Raw genomic sequence first — 19649 nt, forward strand, 5'->3', positions numbered from 1 at the left:
TACATCGTTGCTCAATCGTTTGCTCTAGCGTAATGCGCCATTGCTTCGACATCAAGCAACCGACCATCATCGCTGATGTCGGCGGGCATCATTTGTGGAGGTCGGCTAGCTGGCCGGACTGGTAATGCGGCGCATCGCAGACCTGCACCCGGGCGAGGCCAAGACCGACGCACGCGACGCGGCAATCATCCCGGAAACCGCCCGCCCCATGTCTGCTGCAGCGCGGGCCATCATCGGCCGAACTGCGCGTCGCGGGCGAGAAGCGGATCGCTACGCGAATGCTGAAGCGCACTCCCCGCAAGAGTCGAGAGTGGCCTGCCAGGACCGCAAGATCAGCCAAGGCAAACGTCGCAACCAGCGTTACTGGCTCTTGCCCGTCGCAGATCTGATGTCGTCCACGCCATGCTCCGCGACGGAACCCGCTACCAGCCCACCGATCACCTGTCAGTCGTCGTCGAGGCGGCCTGAAGAGCGAACTCGCTGAGGGGAAACAGACTCGTCTCTGATCATCAGTGAAGCGGTCCTACGTCCTACTGCCATCCACGCAATCGAACCGAAGACCGGCACGAACAGAACGAAAAGAACCCAAATCAACGCCTGCAGTGACGTGAGCCCCCGAGCGGAAAGGGCGAGCGAGATCACCCCGACGACGATGAGCACAACAGCGGCAACAGTGACTACCGACCACGCGACGTCATACCCCGCCGGAATCAGAGGATTCTGCTCGTCCAGGCCTTGAGCCTACAGACGCCGCGTCCAGCCGCCACCCCACGTGCTTTCTCGACTTGACGAAAAACATAGGGGCACCCCCGGATCACTGGGTGGTGCAAGACCGTGGCAAGATCATCCCGCTGCTGACGCCGTGGACTCGCGGAGGACGAGCGTCGGCGCATGGTCCGCTACGACGATGTCGTCGCCCACTCCCGAGACAATCCTTCTGTCGATCATCGATATCGCGGCCGCCCCGAGGTCTCGCAGCGGCATCCGAATAGTCGTGAGCGGCGGCCACGCTGTCTCGGCCGTCCAGCTGTCGTGGAGAGCCACGATCGAAATGTCCTCTGGCACCTTGATTCGTCGACGGCGTGCGGAGAGCAGCGCCCCCAAGGCGGCATTGACATTGGCGACCACAACGCCGGTCGGCGGATCGTTGCACTCCATGACCGCGTCCAGCGCCGAGGCACCGTCCTCTGGCCGGTAGCCGAGGCCGGTCATAATCGCCGGGTCGATCGCTAGCCCCAGAGCCTCCATGGCTGAAACAAACCCCCGCCGCCGGCGCTGGGCGGACTGCGAGCGCGGTTCGCCCCCCAGATATGCGATGCGCCGATGTCCCAGCTCGACAAGATGGCGCGTTGCAACCTCGATTCCGTGACCGTCGTCCAAGAGAACCGACCCGCGGTGACCAACGACTTGCGAGTTCACCAGCACCACCGGCAAGTCGGAGTCCGCAACGGATTCGAGCTCCGATGAGCTCGCTGCATCCCGCGGCTGAATGACGATGCCGTCGACACGACCCTCACGGAGGAGATTCGGGATCGCGTCGCGCTCCCCGGCAAGTCGCTCCGCGCTCGCCAGAAGAACCATGTAGCCGAGCCGAGCGGCTTGGTCCTCCACGCCGGCCATCAGTTCCGCGAACAACGCGTTGGTAAGATCCGGGACGATGACAGCAACCACGTTCGTGCGTGCCAGTTTGAGCGCCCGCGCAGCGAAGTTGGGCCTGTAGCCAAGCTGCCGCGCCGCGTCGACGATGCGTTGACGAGTTGCTGCGCTTACTCGCGTCTCGGGCGCGCCCGACAGGACGCGCGACACCGCGGAGGTGGAGACGCCAGCCGCCGCAGCAACGTCGCTCAATGTGGCCATGCGACCAATGCTATTGTCGCGAACCGAAGTAGCCCCAACAACGTGCATCCGCGCCGGTGAAGTGTGGGAATGAAATCGCTGCGTCGGACGCCTCACGGTCGTGGTCGCGAAGATCAAATCGGCGACAACTGTGACGGGCCGCTCGTTCATTCTTCACGTCCCCCGTGTCACGAGGTCCGGATGCGTGGTGATCGCGCGTCTGCTTTATCGACCGCCGAGTCCTGTCATGCTGATTCCCTTTACGAGGAAGCGTTGGAGCACGATGGCGAGAAGCGCGGTGGGGATCATGGAGATTGCGGATGCCGCCATGATGAGTTGCCATTGCGCGCCGCCTTGGCCGAGGAAGTAGTTGAGTCCGAGAGGAACGGTGGCGTATTCGGGACCGTTGACGATGATCAGCGGCCACAGGAAGTTGTTCCAGTAGTTGATGAAGGTGAAAACGGTAAGCACGGCCAGGGTGGGGGCGACCATCGGTGTCATGATCTGCCAGAGGATGCGGATGTGATTCGCTCCGTCCATGCGTGCGGCGTCTTCGAGCTCGGAGGGGATGGCAAGGAGTGCCTGACGGAGTAGGAACGTTCCGAAGGCGCTGAAGGCGAACGGGATGATGAGCGCTTGATAGGTGTTCACCCAGCCGAGCTGCTGCATGAACAAGTACATCGGCACGACCACGACCTCCCCGGGCACCATCAAGGTCGCGAGGAAAATGAAGAACATGCCGTCGCGGCCCCGGAATCGGAGTCGGGCAAACGCGTACGCCGACAGCAGGGAGACGGTGAGTACCAGCACCGTGCCGAGGATGGAGACGAAGAAACCGTTGAAGAGGTACTGGCCGAACGGGATGTACGTCCATACCTCGGCATAGTTGGACCAACGTACCTCCGATCCGACGAGCGTAGGCGGGGAAGCGAAGACATCGGCGGGTGGCTTCAAGGATGTGGCGATCATCCACACGAAGGGCACCATGAACACGACGGCGACTGCCCAAAGACCGATTCGCGACAGCACCCGCAGATGCGGCTTCTGGCTGCTCCCTACTGGCCGGGGGCGCGGTCGCTTTGTTGCGGGCGCGACCAGAGTCCTCGTCTCGACAGTCGTTTCATTCATAGTGGACCAGCTTTCTTTGCGACGCGAAAAGGAGTGCGCTCACAAGCAGGATCAAACCGAACAGGACGACACCGATCGCCGACGCGTACCCGAGGTCGAGGAAAGAGAAGGCCTCGTCATACATGCGCATGGCGAGGGTTGTCGTGGCGTTGTTCGGACCACCGCCGGTCAGGACGTACGGTTGCGCAAAGACCTGGAACGATGAGATCAGCGTCATCGTCGTCGCGAAAAAGATCGCCGGGGAGATCTGCGGGATGCGGATGCTGAAGAACGTTCGCACCGGGCCCGCCCCATCGATAGACGCTGCTTCGAGGAGGTTGTCCGGCACACCGTTCAAGGCGGCCGTGAAGATCATCAGGTTGTATCCGAAGCCCTGCCACAACGACATCCCGATGACCGATGCCATCGCGAACTGCGGGTCACCGAGGAAGTTCGGTGCAGCCGTGCCGAACCATTCGCGCCAGGTCGCGTCGATTAGCCCGTTGGGGATGAGCATCAGTTGCCACACAGCCGCATTGGCGACCATCGGGGTCACCACGGGGATGAAGAACAGAACCCTGAGGCCGTTTCCATATCTCACCCGCGGAGATATCCAGGTCGCCATCAACAGCGAGAGCACCAGATTCAGCGGGGTCAGGAATACCACAAACACGAGCGTGTTCCCGAGCGACTGAATAAACGCGCTGTCCTGTGTGAAAAGGCGCACGAAATTGTCGATACCGACAAACTCCGGGTCGCCCAGCAGCGGCCAGGCCATGAAAGCCAGCGCCAACCCGGCCAAGATCGGCAAAAGGGTGAAGAACCCGAAGCCGCCCAACATCGGCGCGAGGAAGCCTGCTGCGGCAAGCCCGTCGCCGCGACGCTTGCGCCGCGACGCGGAGGGTTTCGTCTGCGTGGGAGGGACCCGTGTGGGGTCGGCTTGTCGTACGTCTTGAAGAGTCATCTCATCTCCGTTTCGAAACCCGGGGGCCCACAGTCTGCGGGCCCCCGGTGGCTCAACTGCCGGCGCTGTCCTGGAAGTCGGTCAGGAACTGCTCGGCGTCAGAGTCGCCGTTGAGCACTCCAACGATTCCCTGCTGCCAGAGGACGGCGTCTTCAACCCATGTGGGCGTTGCCCGGTAGCCGATACCCGACTCGAGCGCAGCCGGGAGGGTTTCCTCAGCATCCGGCACCGCATTGCCATACCACGACGGCTGCTGCGCCGTTCGCGCAGGGAACGCACGTCCCGTCTCGCCCAGATACTCCTCAGCTTCCGCGCCGGTGATCGACGCGAGAGCCTTCAAAGCCTCGTCCGGGTTCGCGCAGGTCTTCGTGATGGCGAAGCCCGACCCCCCGACGACAGTGCCGCCGCCGCCAGGCCCGACCGGCATCGTCACCGTGCCGAGCTCGAACGGTGCATTCTCCTTCAGGTTCACCATCGCCCACGGGCCATCAACGTACATCGCCGCATTGCCGGAGAGGAAAGCCTGCTGCTCAAGGTCCTGCGTCGATGAGCTAACCGGCGAAGCGATCTGCTCATCTCCCACCAGCCCCGCATACCACTCGAGAGCCTCCACGACATCGGCGTTGTCCGCATCGAGCTCGTAGTCCTCGTTGACAAGCAGCTCACCCGTCAACGTCGGAAGCCACGCATTGAACCGCTCCGCGTTCTGCGACACCGAGAAGCCGTACACGCCGTCTCCCGTGACCGCTTTCCCCGCCTCGACAAAGTCCTCCACCGTCCAGCCGGCCTCCGGCACCGGGGCACCCGCAGACTCGAAGAGATCCTTGTTGTAGTACATGATGTACGGGCCAAGGTCATACGGAATCGCGTACAGCTCACCATCGACCTTCATCGCGTCGATGATGCTCGAATCAAACTCACTCGTATCGATGCCCGCCGTCTCCAGAGCTGCATCATCCAACGGCATCAAGCTCGGAGCGAACGGAGCCAACCGAGCCATCTGGAAATACGCGACACACGGCGCACCATTCCCCCGAATTACCGTCGGCAACTTCGTCCAATAGTCCGGCCACGCCGCCGTCGACAACGAGACCGTCAGCCCCTCATTCTCCTCCGACGCGATAGAGGCGACTTCCTCCCAGACCGCCTTCTCAGCCTCAGAGCCCGCCGTCGTGAACCAATCAACCTCGACCTCACCACCGTCACCCGGACCGTCGCCGCCTCCGCTGCAGCCAGCAAGCGCCATCGCAGTAGCAGTCGCAAAAGCAAGTGCAGCCCCACGCACGATTCGTGCCATCACGTCTCTCTTCCTCGAGAAAAGGCAAGCGACCATCGCCGCCTTTCGGTACAAATTCCGCGATCGAGCAATACCCGTGGGCTCGACCACATCGTGATGCGCCGCCCAGCTCTCCCGGCGGCCATCAGATGGATCGGCGCGACATATACTCCACCACATCAGTTGATGAAGATCATATCATTCCTGACCCAGCACGCAATGCGAGCCCCATTTTTTGTCTCTTTGCCCAGAAAGTGCGAGGTGACATATGATGAATGGGGCCTACTGAAAGAGGAGCGAAGATGACCTCGCGTCGACCGAACATCGTGCTGATCCTGACCGACGACCATGCCGCGCACGCCGTGAGCGCCTACGGATCCGTCGTGAACCGCACGCCGCATATCGACGCCATCGCCGAGCGCGGGTGGCGTTTCGACTCTTGCTTCGCCACCAACGCGCTGTGCTCCCCGTCGCGGGCGTCCATCCTCACCGGAACGCACTCGCACGTGAACGGTGTTCGCACGCTCTACACACCGATCGATGCGTCGCAGCCGACCTTCATCTCGCGACTGCGGGAGGCCGGCTACCGCACCGCCATGATCGGGAAGTGGCACATGGGAGACGGCGAAGGCCACAACCCCGAAGGATTCGACTACTGGGACGTCCTCATCGGGCAGGGCGAGTATCACAACCCTCGTTTCCTCTCACCGACCGGGGTGCGAACCGTCGAGGGGTATGCCACCGACATCATCACCGACCTCGCGATCGAGTGGGCCGACGCACAAGACGGCGACGCACCCTGGTGCATGCTCGTGTGGCACAAGGCGCCGCACCGCTCATGGGAACCGGATGAGGCCCACGCGGCGATGTACTCCGACCCGATTCCGGTGCCGGACACGTACCACGATGACTACGACACGCGCACAAGCTCGGTTCGCCGCACCGCCATGCGCGTCGCCGATCACCTCGACCGCAATGACCTGAAGGTCGACCCTCCCGAAGGCCTGACCTATGAGGAGGAGTCGCTGTGGAAGTACCAGCGCTACATGGAGGACTACCTTCGGTGCGTGGCATCGGTCGACGATAACGTCGGCCGGCTCACGTCGTGGCTTCGAGATCGCGGCGACCTGGACGACACCCTCCTGATGTACTCCTCCGACCAAGGCTTCTTCCTCGGGGATCATGGCTGGTTCGACAAGCGCCTCATGTTCGACCCCTCCATCCGAATGCCGCTGCTGGTCAGCTATCCTCGCGAGATTCCGTCCGGGCGAGTGCACGACGGCATCGTTACGAACGTCGACTTCGCACGCAGCATCCTCGAGGCCGCCGACGTCCCACCCCACCGACGCATGCAGGGACGGAGCTTCTGGCCCGACCTCGCACCGACCTCCCGCACCCGTGAACCGGATGCGCCGGCGGAGGGCATGTACTACCGCTATTGGGAGCACGGCGACGTGAGCCACAACACCCCCGGCCACTACGGCTGGCGCGATGCGCAGTACAAGCTCATCTACTACTACAACGACGGATACGACCTGCCCGGCACCACCAACTTTGTCTACAGCGGGGAGTGGGAGCTGTACGACCTCGAGCGGGACCCCGACGAACTGCGAAACGTCTACCACGATCCCGCCTATCTCGAGACGCGAGACCGACTCACTCGCGACCTGTGGAAGGCACAGGCCCGCGTGGGCGATCAGCCAGACTCCCGCCAGCCGATCCCGGCGGGTCTGTCATGACGTCGCCGCGCTTGGGCGACTTCGATACTCCCGCTCACCGCGACTACCTCGAGACCATCGCCCAGGTCATCGCAGCCGGGCCGTACGACGACACGTGGGAGAGCCTGCAGGATGTGCCCGTCCCCCGCTGGTATCGCGAGGGAAAGTTCGGAATCTTCATCCACTGGGGTGTTTTCGCCGTGCCCGCTCACTGCGATGCCAGCTTCGGAGAGATGGGCGGAGGCGACTGGTACGGCCGAAAGATGTACCTGTCGTGGACCGAGACACACCGTCACCACGTGGAGCGATATGGCCCCGTCGATGAGCACGGCTACGAGAAGTTCATCCCCGAGCTGACGGGAGAGTCCTTCGACCCCGATGAGTGGATGCGGTTGTTCCGACGAGCGGGTGCGCGATTCGTCGTGCCCGTCGCCGAGCACCACGACGGCTTCGCGATGTACGACTGCTCGTTCACGCCGTGGCGTGCTTCGACAATGGGCCCGAAGCGGGATGTGCTCGGCGAGCTGGCGACAGCGGCCGCACGGCAGTCGTTGAGCTTCGGCGCCTCGTCCCATCGTGCGGAGAACTGGTGGTTCTTCCAGGGCGGTGCCGGAATCGACAGCGACGTCCTGACCCCCGGCCCGACGCGATCGCTCTACGGCCCCGCGGCCCCGGACGCCCTCCAGCCCGACGAGGCATTTCTCGAGGATTGGCTCATCCGCACGGCGGAGATCATCGATCGATACCGCCCCCTGCTGCTCTGGTTCGACTGGTGGATCGAGCAGCCCGCTTTCGAACCGTATCTGCGCCGACTCGCCGCGTTCTACTACAACCGGGCTCATGAGTGGGGCCGGCAGGTGGCGATCAATTACAAGTTCGACGCCTTCGCCCCCGGCGCTGCCGTCCTCGACGTCGAGCGCGGACAGACAGAGGGCATTTCCGATCGCTTCTGGCAGAACGACACCGCCGTGTCGAAAAACTCGTGGGGGTTCGTCGACGGTCACGACTACAAGCGCCCGCGCGACCTGATCGCCGATCTGGCGGACGTGGTCAGCAAGAACGGGGCCCTCTTGCTCAATGTCGGGCCCGATGCCACCGGCCGCATCCCCGACGACGAGCAGCGCATCCTGACGGAAGTAGGAGATTGGCTCCACGCGAACGGCGAAGCCATCTACGGCACCACCCCGTGGCATGTTGCGGGAGAAGGGCCGACGCGGATCGTTCCGGGGACGTTCAACGATGTCTCCCGTGACCCGTACGTGCGTGAGGACATCCGTTTCACCACTGCGCGCGGCGACCTCTACGCCATTTTCCTCGGTGCGGCGGGTGGCGAGACGGTGACGATCACATCGCTGGCACTGGGCGCTCCCCACTCGTTGCCGGTGGAACGCATTCGGTCGATGGCATCCGCGCAGGACGTCGAGTGGCGACAGGACCACGAGGGAGTCCACGTAACGTTGCCCGACGATGCGGCCGCGGTTCCGGTGGTCCGCCTTCGTTTCCCCAGAGATCCGGATGCCGGCCGAATCCCACCCGTCATCGAAGGTCAGTAAAGATCTGATCTATGTATCATAGATCAGAGGCATTATGTGTTTACGCATGAAAATGCGCGCTGAAAGCCAGAATACAGGAGTAGAGATATGACGATTATTACCGGGGTACGCGTCAGCGACGTTCGATTCCCTACATCCGACGAGCTACACGGCTCCGACGCGATGAACAAAGATGGGGACTACTCCGCTGCGTATGTCGTGCTCGAGACGGACGACCCGACACTGGCCGGCTACGGCTTCACTTTTACGATCGGACGAGGCAACGATGTGTGCGTCCTCGCCGCAGAGCGCCGTGCGGCGCCGCTGATCGGGCGGTCGGTGGCCGAGGTCATCGGCGATCTCGGCGGTGTGTACCGCGAGTTCAAGACCGACTCGCAGCTTCGCTGGCTCGGGCCCGAGAAGGGCGTGATCCACCTCGCCACGGCGGCTGTGATGAATGCCGTGTGGGACCTGGCCGCACGGGCGGCCGGGAAGCCGCTGTGGCGACTGCTGGCCGATATGTCGCCCGCCGAGCTCGTCTCGATCACCGACTTCCAGTACATCACCGACGCTCTCACTCCCGACGAGGCGTTGCGCATGCTCGAGGACATGGCTCCGACGCGCGCTGCCCGCGTCGCCGAGCTGGAGCGCACCGGGTACCCGTGCTACACGACGAGCGCGGGATGGCTGGGATTCGAAGACGACCGCCTCCGGACGCTGCTGAAAGAAGCCGTCGACGACGGGTATCGGCACGTGAAGCTGAAGGTAGGAGCGGACATCGACGACGACATCCGGCGCTGCTCGATCGCGCGGGAGGTCATCGGGTGGGATGCCACGCTCATGATCGACGCGAACCAGGTGTGGGATGTGCCGGAGGCCATCGAGTGGGTGCAGCGGTTGGCGGAGTTCAAACCGCTGTGGATCGAAGAGCCCACCAGCCCCGATGACGTGCTCGGCCACGCCGCCGTACGCCGCGCCGTCGCCCCCATCGGTGTCGCCACCGGTGAGCACGGCATGAACCGAGTGCTGTTCAAGCAGATGTTCCAGGCCGAAGCGATCGATTTCTGCCAGCTCGACTCGGCCCGGCTGGCGAGCATCAACGAAATCCTCGCGGTGTACCTCATGGCCAAGAAGTTCGACGTGCCGGTCTGCCCTCACGCAGGCGGCGTCGGTCTGTGCGAACTCGTCCAGCACCTGTCAGTGTTCGACTACGTCGCCGTCTCCGGAACCCTCGAGAACCGCGTCACCGAGTTCGTCGACCACCTCCACGAACACTTCGTCGACCCCTGCATCGTGGAGAACGGTGCCTACCGGCTCCCCTCGCAGCCCGGCTACAGCGCCCAGATGCACGCCGCCTCTGTCGCGGAGTACACCTACCCCGACGGACCGCGGTGGAGCGCCAGGCTTCAGGAGAGCCGGGAGATGGCGTCGCTCTCGTCGTGATCGATCAGGAAATCCTCGACGCCGAGCAAGTGGGCCGACATCCGTATTCGTGCGGCATCCGGGTCCCGCCGCCGCATCGCGGCGAAGATCGACATGTGATCGGCGTGCGTGCGAGCTTCCGCGCCCTCTTCGCTGATCGCACGCCAGAGTCGAGCTCGGATAGTGCGCCCGGCGAGCGCGTCAATCATTCCCTCGAGTGCGGGGTTGCCGGAGGCTCTCGCGATGAGGCGGTGGAAGGCGATGTCGGCCTCCATGAACGCTTCATGGTCGGCGGCCGGCTCGTCGAGCAGAGCACCGGCATCGCGCAGAAGCTTCGACGCCTCGGCCAGCGCGCCGTCGTCGATGTGCAGCGTCGCCTGGAAGACGGCTTCGGCCTCGAGCACCCGGCGGACCGCCTGCAGGTGGCGCACCCCGTCGGGGCTCTGCAGGTCGACGAGGAAGCTCATGGGGGCCAAAAGCAACCCGGGATCGAGAGAGGTGACGTACGTCCCGTCACCCTGCCTGGTTGCCAGGACGCCCATGATGCACAGGGCACGCACCCCCTCCCGCAGGGGCCCGCGCGAGACATCGAGCCGCTCCGCCAGATCCCGTTCGATCGGAAGGCGATCCCCTGGCCGAAGGTCGCCGGCCAGGATCATGCCCTTGATGCCGTCCACGACGACATCCGTCTGCGAGCGACTCGCGCGCACCGTTTCCTCAGTCATCTGACCATTGTACGGTCGAGTCGGATCTCGACCGAGATTGGAGAACGTCATGGTCATCGACGCCCATCAGCACATCTGGGACCCCGCACAGGCGTCGTACCCGTGGCTCACCCCTGACCTCCACCTCATCGACCGCGCCTTCGCACTCGATGAGGCACTTCCCCTGCATCGCGAGGTCGGGGTAAAAGGATGCGTCCTCGTCGAGGCGTCGGACGACCCCGATGACGCCCGGCTGATGGAGCGCGCGGCGGACGCCCACCCCGAGGTGCTCGGGATCGTGACGTACTCCCCCGTGTCGGACCCGGTCCAGCTCGCCCACGACCTGGATCCCACCACGCGCCACAACCGAGTGGTCGGTGTGCGCAATCTGATCCACCACCATCCGGACCCGGACTGGATGCTGACGGAAGCCTTCGACGAGGGCCTCGGAATCCTGGAAGCCCTCGGGCTGCCGTTCGACGTCGTCGCGACCTCCTCGCGTCACCTGCGCAACCTCACGACCGTGTCCGAAAGGCATCCGGGACTCCGACTCGTCGTCGATCATCTCGGTAAGCCCCCCGTGGGAGGAGACCTCGGCGAGTGGCGCAAGGCGATTCGAACCGTCGCCGCGAACCCCCTCACCGCTGCGAAGCTGTCGGGCCTGTACAACGAATCACGCCCCGCTGCGTGGACGCCTGACGACCTGCAACCCATCGTCGACCACGCGCTGGAGGTGTTCGGCCCCGAGCGCCTGATGTACGGCGGTGACTGGCCGATCTCGGTCCGCGCAGGCGGCTACCGCCGGGTATGGAATGGCATCTCGCAGTGCCTCCTCCACCTCCGGGACGACGAGCGAGAGGCGGTGCTCTTTCAGACGGCGGCGGATGTGTACGGGCTGGCACCCCGAGCCCCACGGAATGCCGTCGGAATGGACATCGGCTGATGGGCGGCACGAACGAGACCGTCCAGCGGATCACGCGGCTCGGCCTGGGCCTGTCCCAACTCGGGAACATGGGACGCGTAACCACCGACGCCGAGGCGGAGGGGGCGGTGCGCACCTCATGGGATGCCGGCGTGCGCTACTACGACACAGCGCCCCACTACGGCCTCGGGCTTTCTGAAGCGCGCGCCGGCCGCATCCTCAGTGAGTTCCCGCGCGAGGAGTATCTTCTCTCGACGAAGGTCGGTCGGCTTCTCGAACCTTCCCCCGAGACGGCGCACCGCAGAGACGACGAAGGGTTCGCCGTCCCGGCCGGCCTTCGCCGTGTGCGGGACTACTCCCGTGACGGTATCCGTCGGAGCCTCGAGTCGAGCCTCATGCGGCTCGGCACCGATCGCGTCGACATCCTCTACCTCCACGATCCGGAGGGCCACGAGCGTGACGCCCTTGACAACGCGATCCCTGCTATGGCCGCGCTCCGCGACGAGGGCACCGTGGGAGCCATCGGCCTCGGCACCAAGGACGCGCGCACGGCGGCGGAACTGACACGTTCGGGAGCCCTCGACCTGGTGATGATCGCCGGGCGGTTCACGCTTCTGGACGACAGCGCGCGCGACCGGCTGTTCCCCGCTGCTGCCGAGACCGCGACGTCGATCGTCGCGGCCGGCGTGTACAACTCCGGTCTGCTCAGTCGAGCCCGCCCCGCCGCCGATGGGCAGTTCGAATATGGTCCGGCGCCCACGTCGATGATCGAACGAGCGAACCGGATCGCCGATGTCTGCGAGCATTTCGACGTGGACCTCCCTACCGCGGCCGTGGCGTACTGTCTGCGGGACCCGCAGGTGATCTCTGTTGTCCTGGGCGCGCGCAACGGTTCACAAGCGCAGAGCAATGTGCAGCGGTGCGCCCGGGACGTACCCGAGGCACTGTGGGACGAGCTGCGCGCCCGGCACCTCATCGACATATGACCAATGGGAGGGGACCGATGAACACCCGCCGCATCGCCGCCGTGATCCAGCTCGACCCGGACCGCATCGACGAGTACGAGCGCTACCACCGTGAGGTCTGGCCGGGTGTGCTCCGTCGACTGACCGAGAGTCACATGTCGAACTACTCGATCTTCCGCCACGGGACGACTCTCTTCAGCTACCTCGAGTACATAGGCGACGACTACGACGCCGACATGGCGGCGATTGCCGCCGACCCGGAAACGCAGCGGTGGTGGGAGATCATGAACCCCATGCAGCAGCCGTTCATCGAGCGCGCTGAGGGTGAGTGGTGGATGGCCCTCCCCGAGGTGTTCCACCTCGATTGAGCCATATCCCATGCCGAGCGGGTAGAAGCGCTCTGGAGGGAGAATCCTCCACCAACCGGTTCAGCAGCATGGCCGGAGCACCACCAGCGAGACAGCTCTCACGGATTCGCACGGTGGTCGACGGTGTTGAATCTGCGGCGATATGAGCGTCGATGCGACGTTACCGCGAGGTGAGCTCGGTCGGAGTTGCAGGCACCGGGTCGGTAGGGCCTGGCGCTCCGGCACGAGCGCGTCACCGCGATCTCGAGTCAAGTGGTGCGATATGACCGGCCCCTTCGGATCCTCCGTCGATTCGGACAGACTTCGCTGATCGTCCACGACTGGGAAAGACGCTGACAGACTGGACGGCACCGCGTTCTTCTGCATCATCGCCGCCGGGAGCGCGGGACGCAATCTGCCTGCAACCGCCCGTCGCAGATCGGAAGACGGACGAGTCGTGGACGAATCCTCCTCAAGCAGCGCTGCACGGACGATGCGTCGAGGGTCATACTGTCGTGGATCGCGAGAGCGCCAGTCGACGTCGTCGAAGTCCGATTCCAGGTTCTCTGAACAGGGCTGGCCCTGGGCACAGCGACGGGCGCCCAGGGCCAGACAGATGCGGTTACTCGTTGACGCTGAACCCCTGGTCTATGCCGTAGGCGACGTTCTCCTCCTGCCAGGCGATCAGACCATCGTTGATCTCGTCCCCGTCGAGGAAGACCTGGCCGACGGTGTCTGCGTAGATCGAGTTGGCGTACGCCTGCCACGGCAGGTACTGCCACCCGGCAGGCACGCTCTCCGCTGCCGCGGCGAGGACTTCATTCACCTTCTGGCCGCCGAAGTACTCCGATTCGGTCTCAAGGAAGGCGGGGTCCTCGAGCTGAGCCCGCGTCGTCGGGAAGCCGCCCGATTTCATCACAATCCCCACGGAGGTGTCGCTTGTGTTCAACCAGCGGAGGAAGGCCGCCGCGAGCGCCTTGTTCTCGCTCACCTCGAGGACGGCCTGCCCGCTCCCCCCTTGTTCGGCACTCACGGGGTCACCACCGTCGTATGTCGGCATGGGTGCGACTCGCCAGTCTCCCGCGCCCTCAGGCGCGGCGCCCGACAGCAGGCCGGCAAACCACCCACCGGCGACGACCGTCGCGATCGTCCCGTCACTCAGTGCTTTGCCCCACTCCTCCGTACCGCCCGGGATCATCGCAAGCTCGTCAGCCTGCAGCAGCTGTGTCCACATGTCCGCCCAGCGCTGCGAGCCCTCGTCCTGAAGGTCGATGCTCACGCTCTCGCCCTCGGCGGCGAACGGCTGCCCCCCGGCCTGCCAGATCATGCCGAGACCCAGCCCGGAATAGCCGCCATCATCATTGGTGATAAAGGAGCCGTCCTCCTTGAGCGCCGCAGCCGCCGCCAGATAGTCATCCCACGTGGCAGGCACATCCAGGCCCGCCTCGTCGAATACTCGGGCGTTGTAGAACATCGCCATCGGACCCGAATCTTGCGGCAACCCTCGCAGAACGCCGTCAGCAGAGACCTGGCTCCACGTCGATGCGGTGAAATCATCCTCGAGTTCGCCCATCCCCAGTGCGGAGAGATCTGCGAGCTGACCCGGCAGCACGAACTGCGGGAAGGACTGGTACTCGAGTTGCACCGCGTCGGGTGCGCCGTTACCCGCCGTGATCGCGTTCTGCAACTTCACATTGTGGTCCCCGGCAGAGGTGGTGTTGACGAAGTCGACCGTGACATTCGGGTATTCCGCTTCGAACGCATCGACCTGCTCCTGAGTCCACGGGGCCCACCCCCAGTAGGTGATCTTGCCGCCCTCTTCGAGCGCGGCATCGAGCTGTGACATGTCCGCCGCCTCGTCGGACGAGGATCCATTCCCACCTGCGGCGCCGTCTTCGGCCGCGCAGGCTGCGACTCCGCCCATCACCAGTGCCGCCGCCGCTACCGCGCCGAGCGTCCGCGCTGTTCGCTTCATCCTGACATACATATCGCTGTGTGTCCTTTCACTCTGAGGGGAGGGGGCTGATCGAGCAGTGTCCCCTTCGTCACTGCTTGACCCCGCCGGCGCCGAGATCGGACTGCCAGTAGCGCTGGAGGAACAGAAATGCTGCGATGATCGGTGCAATCGTCAAGAGAGAGCCAGTGATGACGAGGTTGAAGATCGGATCCGCGCCTGACCCGACACCCTGCGCATTCCACTGCTGCAACCCGATTGTCAGTGGAAACAATGCCGGATCGCTGAGCATGATCAGCGGGAGGAAGTAGTTGTTCCACGTCGCGACGACCGCGAACAGTGCGGCTGTCACGATCCCGGGGACCAGCATGCGCACCGAGATCGTGAAGAAGGTGCGCACTTCTCCCGCGCCATCCACTCGAGCCGCCTCGAGAATCTCGTTCGGGATCGCATCGGCGGCGTATACCCAGATGAGGTACAGCCCGAACGGCGCTACCAAAGAGGGGATGATGACTGCCCAGATCGTGTTGGTCAGGCCCACCGCGCTGAACATGAGGAATGTGGGGACGGCAAGCGCTGTCCCTGGGACGGCGATCGCGCCGAGAATGACGGCGAAAACCAGCTTCTTGCCCGGGAACCGGAACTTCGCGAGCCCGTAGCCTCCGAGCGTTGCCAGGATGGTGGCACCCCCTGCGCCCAGGACGACGTAGAGGACGGTGTTCCCGAACCACCTCAGGAAGATGCCGTCGTCGTAGACAAGCGTCGCCGCGATGTTGTCGAAGAAAGCGAACGGTCCGGAGAACCACAATCCGAAGGACGTGATCAGCTCGGTCTGCGTCTTCGTCGAGCTGATCAGCAACCACGCCAGCGGGAGCAAGGAGTACAGAATCGTAAGGCCCATCGCCACGCTGAGCACGAGCGAGGAGCGTCGGCGCGGCCGGTCACTCTGACGCAGTCGCGCGCGCGCTCCCCTCGTGGTGATCGCGCGCGTGGACTCGTCGATCGCTGAAGACGTCATGACCGCAGCGCCTCCTTCGCGCCGCGCAGTTGCACGACGTAGGCGATCACGGCTGTGATGATCCCCATGATGATGGCGACCGTGGCCGCGTAATTGAACTGCTGACCGACAAAGCTCAAGTTGTACGCGTACATGTTCGGCGTGAAGAAACTCGAGATCAGCGTGGGAACGAGTGTCTGGAGGATGTTCGGCTCGTTGAACAGCTGGAAGCTGCCGATGATCGAGAAGATCGTCGCGATCACCAACGCCCCCCTGAGGGCGGGGAGCTTGATGCTCCAGGCGACCCGCACCGGTCCTGCGCCGTCGATCGCGGCCGCCTCGTACAAATCGCTGGGGATCGTGCGCAGCGCGGAGTAGAAGATGAGCATGTTGTATCCCATGAACTCCCACGTCAGGATGTTCCCGATGGCCGGGAGGATCCAGGCTTGAGACAACGGATCCAGCAGCGGTGCGCCGAGCACCTCGTTGACGTTGCCGGTGAGTCCATACCGCTCGCTGTAGATGAAGCCCCACATGAGCACGGCGACCACCCCGGGAACGGCGTAGGGAAGAAAGATCCCGATGCGGTAGAAGCGCGCACCCGCCAGACGTCCACTGTCGATCGCCAGCGCCGCGAACACCGCAACCGCGAGCATGATCGGCACCTGCACCAGGAGGACGAGAAGCACCCGTCCCAATCCTCTCCAAAGCTTCTCGTCTGCGAAAGCGCGAGCGTAGTTGTCGAGCCCCACAAACGCAGTCCCGCCGATGAGCTGCGTCTTGAACAGGCTCAGGTAGACCGCGTACAGCAATGGCGCGATGAACACCAGGGCGAACACGATGAGAAACGGTGCGAGAAACCCGAGTCCGGCTCGAGCCTGGGAGCGTTCGATTCGCCCGCGTCCACGTCGCGAAGGCGGCTCACGGCGAGTCGTTGATGGCTCGCGCGGGGGCGATTGGTGAATCGTCGGCATTGACCGTCCCATCGTTAAACCGGTTTCCCTAACATATCAGATACCCTTGGAGGACGTCGCTCCACTTGAACGAGCGGCGGGGCGACGACTTCTTCGACGGTGTCAGCGCGTGATCGTGTAGGCGAGTGTGTACGTCCCCGAGCCGATCTCGTACTCCTCGTGAGGCTCGGGACCGCATGCGCCGTTGCCCAGGCCGCGGTGTGCGGCATCTAGGCTCAAGATCAGGTGAGGGTGCTCGGTGAGCTCCGCTTCGTGCGGGGAGTCATACAACTCTTCGGCGGTGTGCCGAACCGCTGAGAAAGAAAACGGCTCCCCTGAAGTCTCGATCCGCAGCCGGTCTCCGTCCGTTGGGTCGATCAGTTCGACCCAACGAACGTCTGTACGCAACCCGTACTCCTGAGGAACAAGGTACGGCTGCGCGTCGATGCCGGCCTCCCAAAGTCCGATCATGCTCCCGCGCTTGCGATCCGGGTAGTTTTCGCCCGGCCCGCGACCGAACCAGCGCATCCTGGTGAATCGAGGGTCGATCTCGTAGCGGACTCCCACGCGAGGCACTCCCGCCAGGTCGTTCGGGATCGTGAAGGTATGCGATTCATGGCCGAGCTCGACCGCACGGTCGTACTCGATCAGGCCCGTCGGGTCGACGCTGTCGATCCCCTGTTGCAGCCACTTGTGCAGCCGCTGGCTACCCTTGGATTCGGCGGCTGCCCACTCGAGCATGAGCTTGAACCCGTCGTTGTCCACGGCCGCCCGCCACAGTTGCGGCACTGGGCCCGCAACGATAACTCCTTGTGCGACGGGTGCGGCCGGCGACCGTCCGGCGATCGGGCCGTCGACGATGTGCTGGTCCCAAGCGACCAAGTGATCCGCCTCAGCGAACCAGCTCGTGCCGCGCAGGTACCAGCGGACGGTCAGCACGCCCCCGAGATCTTGCGGAAGAACGAGAGGGAGAGGGACGCTACGATGCTCACCGGGTGGGACATCGACGCACTCCAGGTCCCCCGAGATCTCAGTGTCGCCGTCGGTGAAAACCCAGCGTGCGTACAGGTCTCCCAGGGATGCGAACGACCGACGATTCTCCACGACGAGCTGGCCAGCCTCGACCGACGTCGCCACGGGGCGATAGACCCAGGAAACTTCTGCCATGGCTGGATGAGGCGTCAGGTCAGAGGACACCAGTCCATCCGCGATGAAGTTTCCGTCGTGCGGTTTTTCGCCGAACATGCCTCCGTAGTGCAGCCGACGATCGGCGGCGTCAGGATGACGAAGCCCATGGTCCTTCCACTCCCAGATGAAGCCTCCCTGCAGGCCAGGATAAGAGTGGATCACGTCCCAGTAATCGGCGAGTGAACCATTCGCGTTGCCCATCGCGTGGCTGTACTCGCACATGATGAACGGCCTGTCCGCGCGGCCGTCAGCCACAGCGCGGCCGTAGTCGGCCACTTCGGGGACAGTGGGATACATCGGGCACACCACGTCCGTCGCGTGGCGACCGCCGTCGATCCAGCCCTGAGTACGAACCGCATCCTCGTAGTGGAGCGGTCGTGTCGGATCTGACCGGCGCACCCATGCGGCCGCAGCGTCGTGATTGGCTCCATAGCCGGACTCGTTCCCGAGGCTCCACATGATGACGCTGGGGTGATTCCTGTCGCGCTGCACCATGCGCGCAACGCGTTCCACCCATGCTTCTCGATACTCCGGACGGTCACACACGTGCCAGTTATAGGCGTGAGACTCGATGTCCGCCTCGTCGACGACGTAGAAGCCCAGTTCATCGCACAGGTCCAAGAACTCCGGCCGGTTCGGATAGTGCGCGGTCCGGATCGCGGTGATGTTGTGGCGACGCATCTGCACGAGGTCCGCGCGCATGTCATCCACCGTAACCGCGGTTCCGCGATCGGGGTGGTGGTCGTGTCGGTTCACGCCGTGGATCCACACCCGCTGGCCGTTGACGAGCAGATCAGGGCCGTCAACGGTGACTCTCCGAAAGCCCACACGCTGAGTGACAGTGTCGACGACGCCGCCCTCGGGGTTGAGCAGATCGATCTCGCAGGTGTAAAGCTTAGGGCTCTCGGCACTCCAGGGCTCGACCGCGAGCGCGTCGAGACTGACGGTGCCGCCGACGTCGGTAAACTGATAGTTGGTCGTGTGATCGACATCGACGGGCGCTGTCGCGGGGTGCGCAACAGCGGCTGAGGTGGCCGCGTCGAGGATCGCCGTGCGCAGCGACCATCCCGCCTCCAGCCTCTCCAGGGCCGCGACGGCACGTACGTGGAGCGAGCCGGTGCCCGCCGCAGGATCCCAATCGGCTTCCACTTGCACGTCTTCGAGGCGATCAGCGGGCCTGATCATCAAGTGCACCGGGCGGTGGAGCCCGGCCATCCACCATGCATCCTGATCTTCGATGTAGCTGTGCGCACTGAAGCGGACCACAACGATAGCGACCTCGTTCTCACCGTCGCGAACCTGGTCGGTGACCTCATACACGCTGTCGAGGCGAGCATCCGTTCCGTACCCGATGAACTGGCCGTTGAGGTAGACGACATGCACGCTGTCGGCCCCACCCACACAGATCCGAATGCGCGAACCGGCCGACTGCCGTGGCACCTCAAACGAGCGCCGATAGACGCCCGCGGGATTGCGGGCCGGCAGGCTCGGCGGCGGCCCATCGAAGGGCATGACGATGTTCGTGTAGTGAGGGAGGTCGCCTACGCCCTGCAGAGTCCAGTTCCCCGGCACCGCGACCTCGTGCCACTCGACGGCATCAGTGTCGCCCGCCACCGCATCGGCCGGGACGTCGTCCGGTGTATCGAACAAGCGGAAGGACCACGTGCCATCCAGAGTGACGTCGCCTGCCTCAATGCGCCGGGTCGTCATGGGGAGCCGCCCGATGGCCGTCTGCGTCGGGTCTGTCCAGGGTCGGAAAGGGCC

General features: G+C 64.2%; 16 protein-coding genes and 1 pseudogene. 7 read left to right on the forward strand and 10 right to left on the reverse strand.

All coding sequences use genetic code 11. The features are described 5' to 3' along the window. Positions 1-109 precede the first annotated feature (109 nt). Positions 110-232: pseudogene (locus HDC95_RS16915) on the forward strand (transposase); the annotation flags it as partial. Between the two features lie 212 nt (positions 233-444). Here HDC95_RS16915 and HDC95_RS11925 read toward each other — a convergent pair. From HDC95_RS11925 to HDC95_RS11945, 5 genes are all read right to left on the reverse strand, one after another. Beyond that, complete coding sequence (locus HDC95_RS11925) at positions 445-660, reverse strand: PLD nuclease N-terminal domain-containing protein (protein WP_259063738.1); 216 nt, start codon at positions 658-660, stop codon at positions 445-447. Between the two features lie 183 nt (positions 661-843). Next, positions 844-1857 carry a LacI family DNA-binding transcriptional regulator gene (locus HDC95_RS11930; protein WP_259063739.1) on the reverse strand — a complete coding sequence of 338 codons (1014 nt, stop codon included), beginning with the start codon at positions 1855-1857 and terminating at the stop codon, positions 844-846. Between the two features lie 204 nt (positions 1858-2061). Next, on the reverse strand, positions 2062-2865 hold the full coding sequence (locus HDC95_RS11935; protein ID WP_259063740.1) for a carbohydrate ABC transporter permease: 804 nt from the start codon (positions 2863-2865) through the stop codon (positions 2062-2064). Between the two features lie 91 nt (positions 2866-2956). Continuing rightward, on the reverse strand, positions 2957-3907 hold the full coding sequence (locus HDC95_RS11940) for a carbohydrate ABC transporter permease (RefSeq protein WP_259063741.1): 951 nt from the start codon (positions 3905-3907) through the stop codon (positions 2957-2959). 52 nt (positions 3908-3959) lie between these two features. After that, positions 3960-5294: a sugar ABC transporter substrate-binding protein gene (locus tag HDC95_RS11945; RefSeq protein ID WP_259063742.1), complete on the reverse strand. Its 1335-nt coding sequence runs from the start codon at positions 5292-5294 to the stop codon at positions 3960-3962. Positions 5295-5485: 191 nt separating this feature from the next. On the opposite strand from HDC95_RS11945, the gene HDC95_RS11950 reads away from it, so the two are divergent. The 3 genes from HDC95_RS11950 (at position 5486) to HDC95_RS11960 (ending at position 9876) form a co-directional block, all read left to right on the forward strand. Continuing rightward, positions 5486-6922, forward strand: coding sequence for a sulfatase (locus HDC95_RS11950; protein ID WP_259063743.1), 1437 nt, complete (start codon positions 5486-5488; stop codon positions 6920-6922). Continuing rightward, the gene (locus HDC95_RS11955) at positions 6919-8454 is read left to right on the forward strand and encodes an alpha-L-fucosidase (protein WP_259063744.1); all 1536 of its coding nucleotides are present in this window, start codon (positions 6919-6921) and stop codon (positions 8452-8454) included. Before HDC95_RS11950 ends, HDC95_RS11955 begins: the two co-directional genes overlap by 4 nt. Positions 8455-8541: 87 nt before the next feature. Next, complete coding sequence (locus HDC95_RS11960) at positions 8542-9876, forward strand: L-fuconate dehydratase (RefSeq protein WP_259063745.1); 1335 nt, start codon at positions 8542-8544, stop codon at positions 9874-9876. Here HDC95_RS11960 and HDC95_RS11965 read toward each other — a convergent pair. Then, the gene (locus HDC95_RS11965) at positions 9840-10580 is read right to left on the reverse strand and encodes a FadR/GntR family transcriptional regulator (protein WP_259063747.1); all 741 of its coding nucleotides are present in this window, start codon (positions 10578-10580) and stop codon (positions 9840-9842) included. The two genes, HDC95_RS11960 and HDC95_RS11965, sit on opposite strands and share 37 nt — an antisense overlap. 49 nt (positions 10581-10629) lie before the next feature. Here HDC95_RS11965 and HDC95_RS11970 point away from each other — a divergent pair, with 49 nt between their 5' ends. From HDC95_RS11970 to HDC95_RS11980, 3 genes are read left to right on the forward strand one after another with little or no spacing between them, the layout of a single operon-like run. Beyond that, positions 10630-11502, forward strand: a complete 873-nt coding sequence (locus HDC95_RS11970; protein ID WP_259063748.1) for an amidohydrolase — start codon at positions 10630-10632, stop codon at positions 11500-11502. Further along, positions 11502-12467, forward strand: coding sequence for an aldo/keto reductase (locus HDC95_RS11975; protein ID WP_259063750.1), 966 nt, complete (start codon positions 11502-11504; stop codon positions 12465-12467). Before HDC95_RS11970 ends, HDC95_RS11975 begins: the two co-directional genes overlap by 1 nt. A 17-nt stretch (positions 12468-12484) precedes the next feature. Continuing rightward, complete coding sequence (locus tag HDC95_RS11980) at positions 12485-12814, forward strand: L-rhamnose mutarotase (RefSeq protein WP_259063751.1); 330 nt, start codon at positions 12485-12487, stop codon at positions 12812-12814. 601 nt (positions 12815-13415) lie between these two features. Here HDC95_RS11980 and HDC95_RS11990 read toward each other — a convergent pair. From HDC95_RS11990 to HDC95_RS12005, 4 genes are all read right to left on the reverse strand, one after another. Further along, positions 13416-14768 (reverse strand): ABC transporter substrate-binding protein, encoded by a 1353-nt coding sequence (locus HDC95_RS11990; protein ID WP_259063752.1) that lies wholly within the window; start codon positions 14766-14768, stop codon positions 13416-13418. A gap of 70 nt (positions 14769-14838) precedes the next feature. Next, a complete protein-coding gene (locus tag HDC95_RS11995) occupies positions 14839-15765 on the reverse strand; it encodes a carbohydrate ABC transporter permease (RefSeq protein WP_396652701.1) in 927 nt (308 codons plus the stop codon). Further along, on the reverse strand, positions 15762-16718 hold the full coding sequence (locus HDC95_RS12000; protein WP_396652702.1) for a carbohydrate ABC transporter permease: 957 nt from the start codon (positions 16716-16718) through the stop codon (positions 15762-15764). Before HDC95_RS12000 ends, HDC95_RS11995 begins: the two co-directional genes overlap by 4 nt. Positions 16719-16820: 102 nt before the next feature. Further along, positions 16821-19595, reverse strand: a complete 2775-nt coding sequence (locus HDC95_RS12005; RefSeq protein WP_259063753.1) for a glycoside hydrolase family 2 TIM barrel-domain containing protein — start codon at positions 19593-19595, stop codon at positions 16821-16823. Positions 19596-19649: the final 54 nt, after the last annotated feature.

The sequence above is a fragment of the Microbacterium sp. AK031 genome (genome assembly GCF_024807145.1).
Classification (GTDB): domain Bacteria; phylum Actinomycetota; class Actinomycetes; order Actinomycetales; family Microbacteriaceae; genus Microbacterium.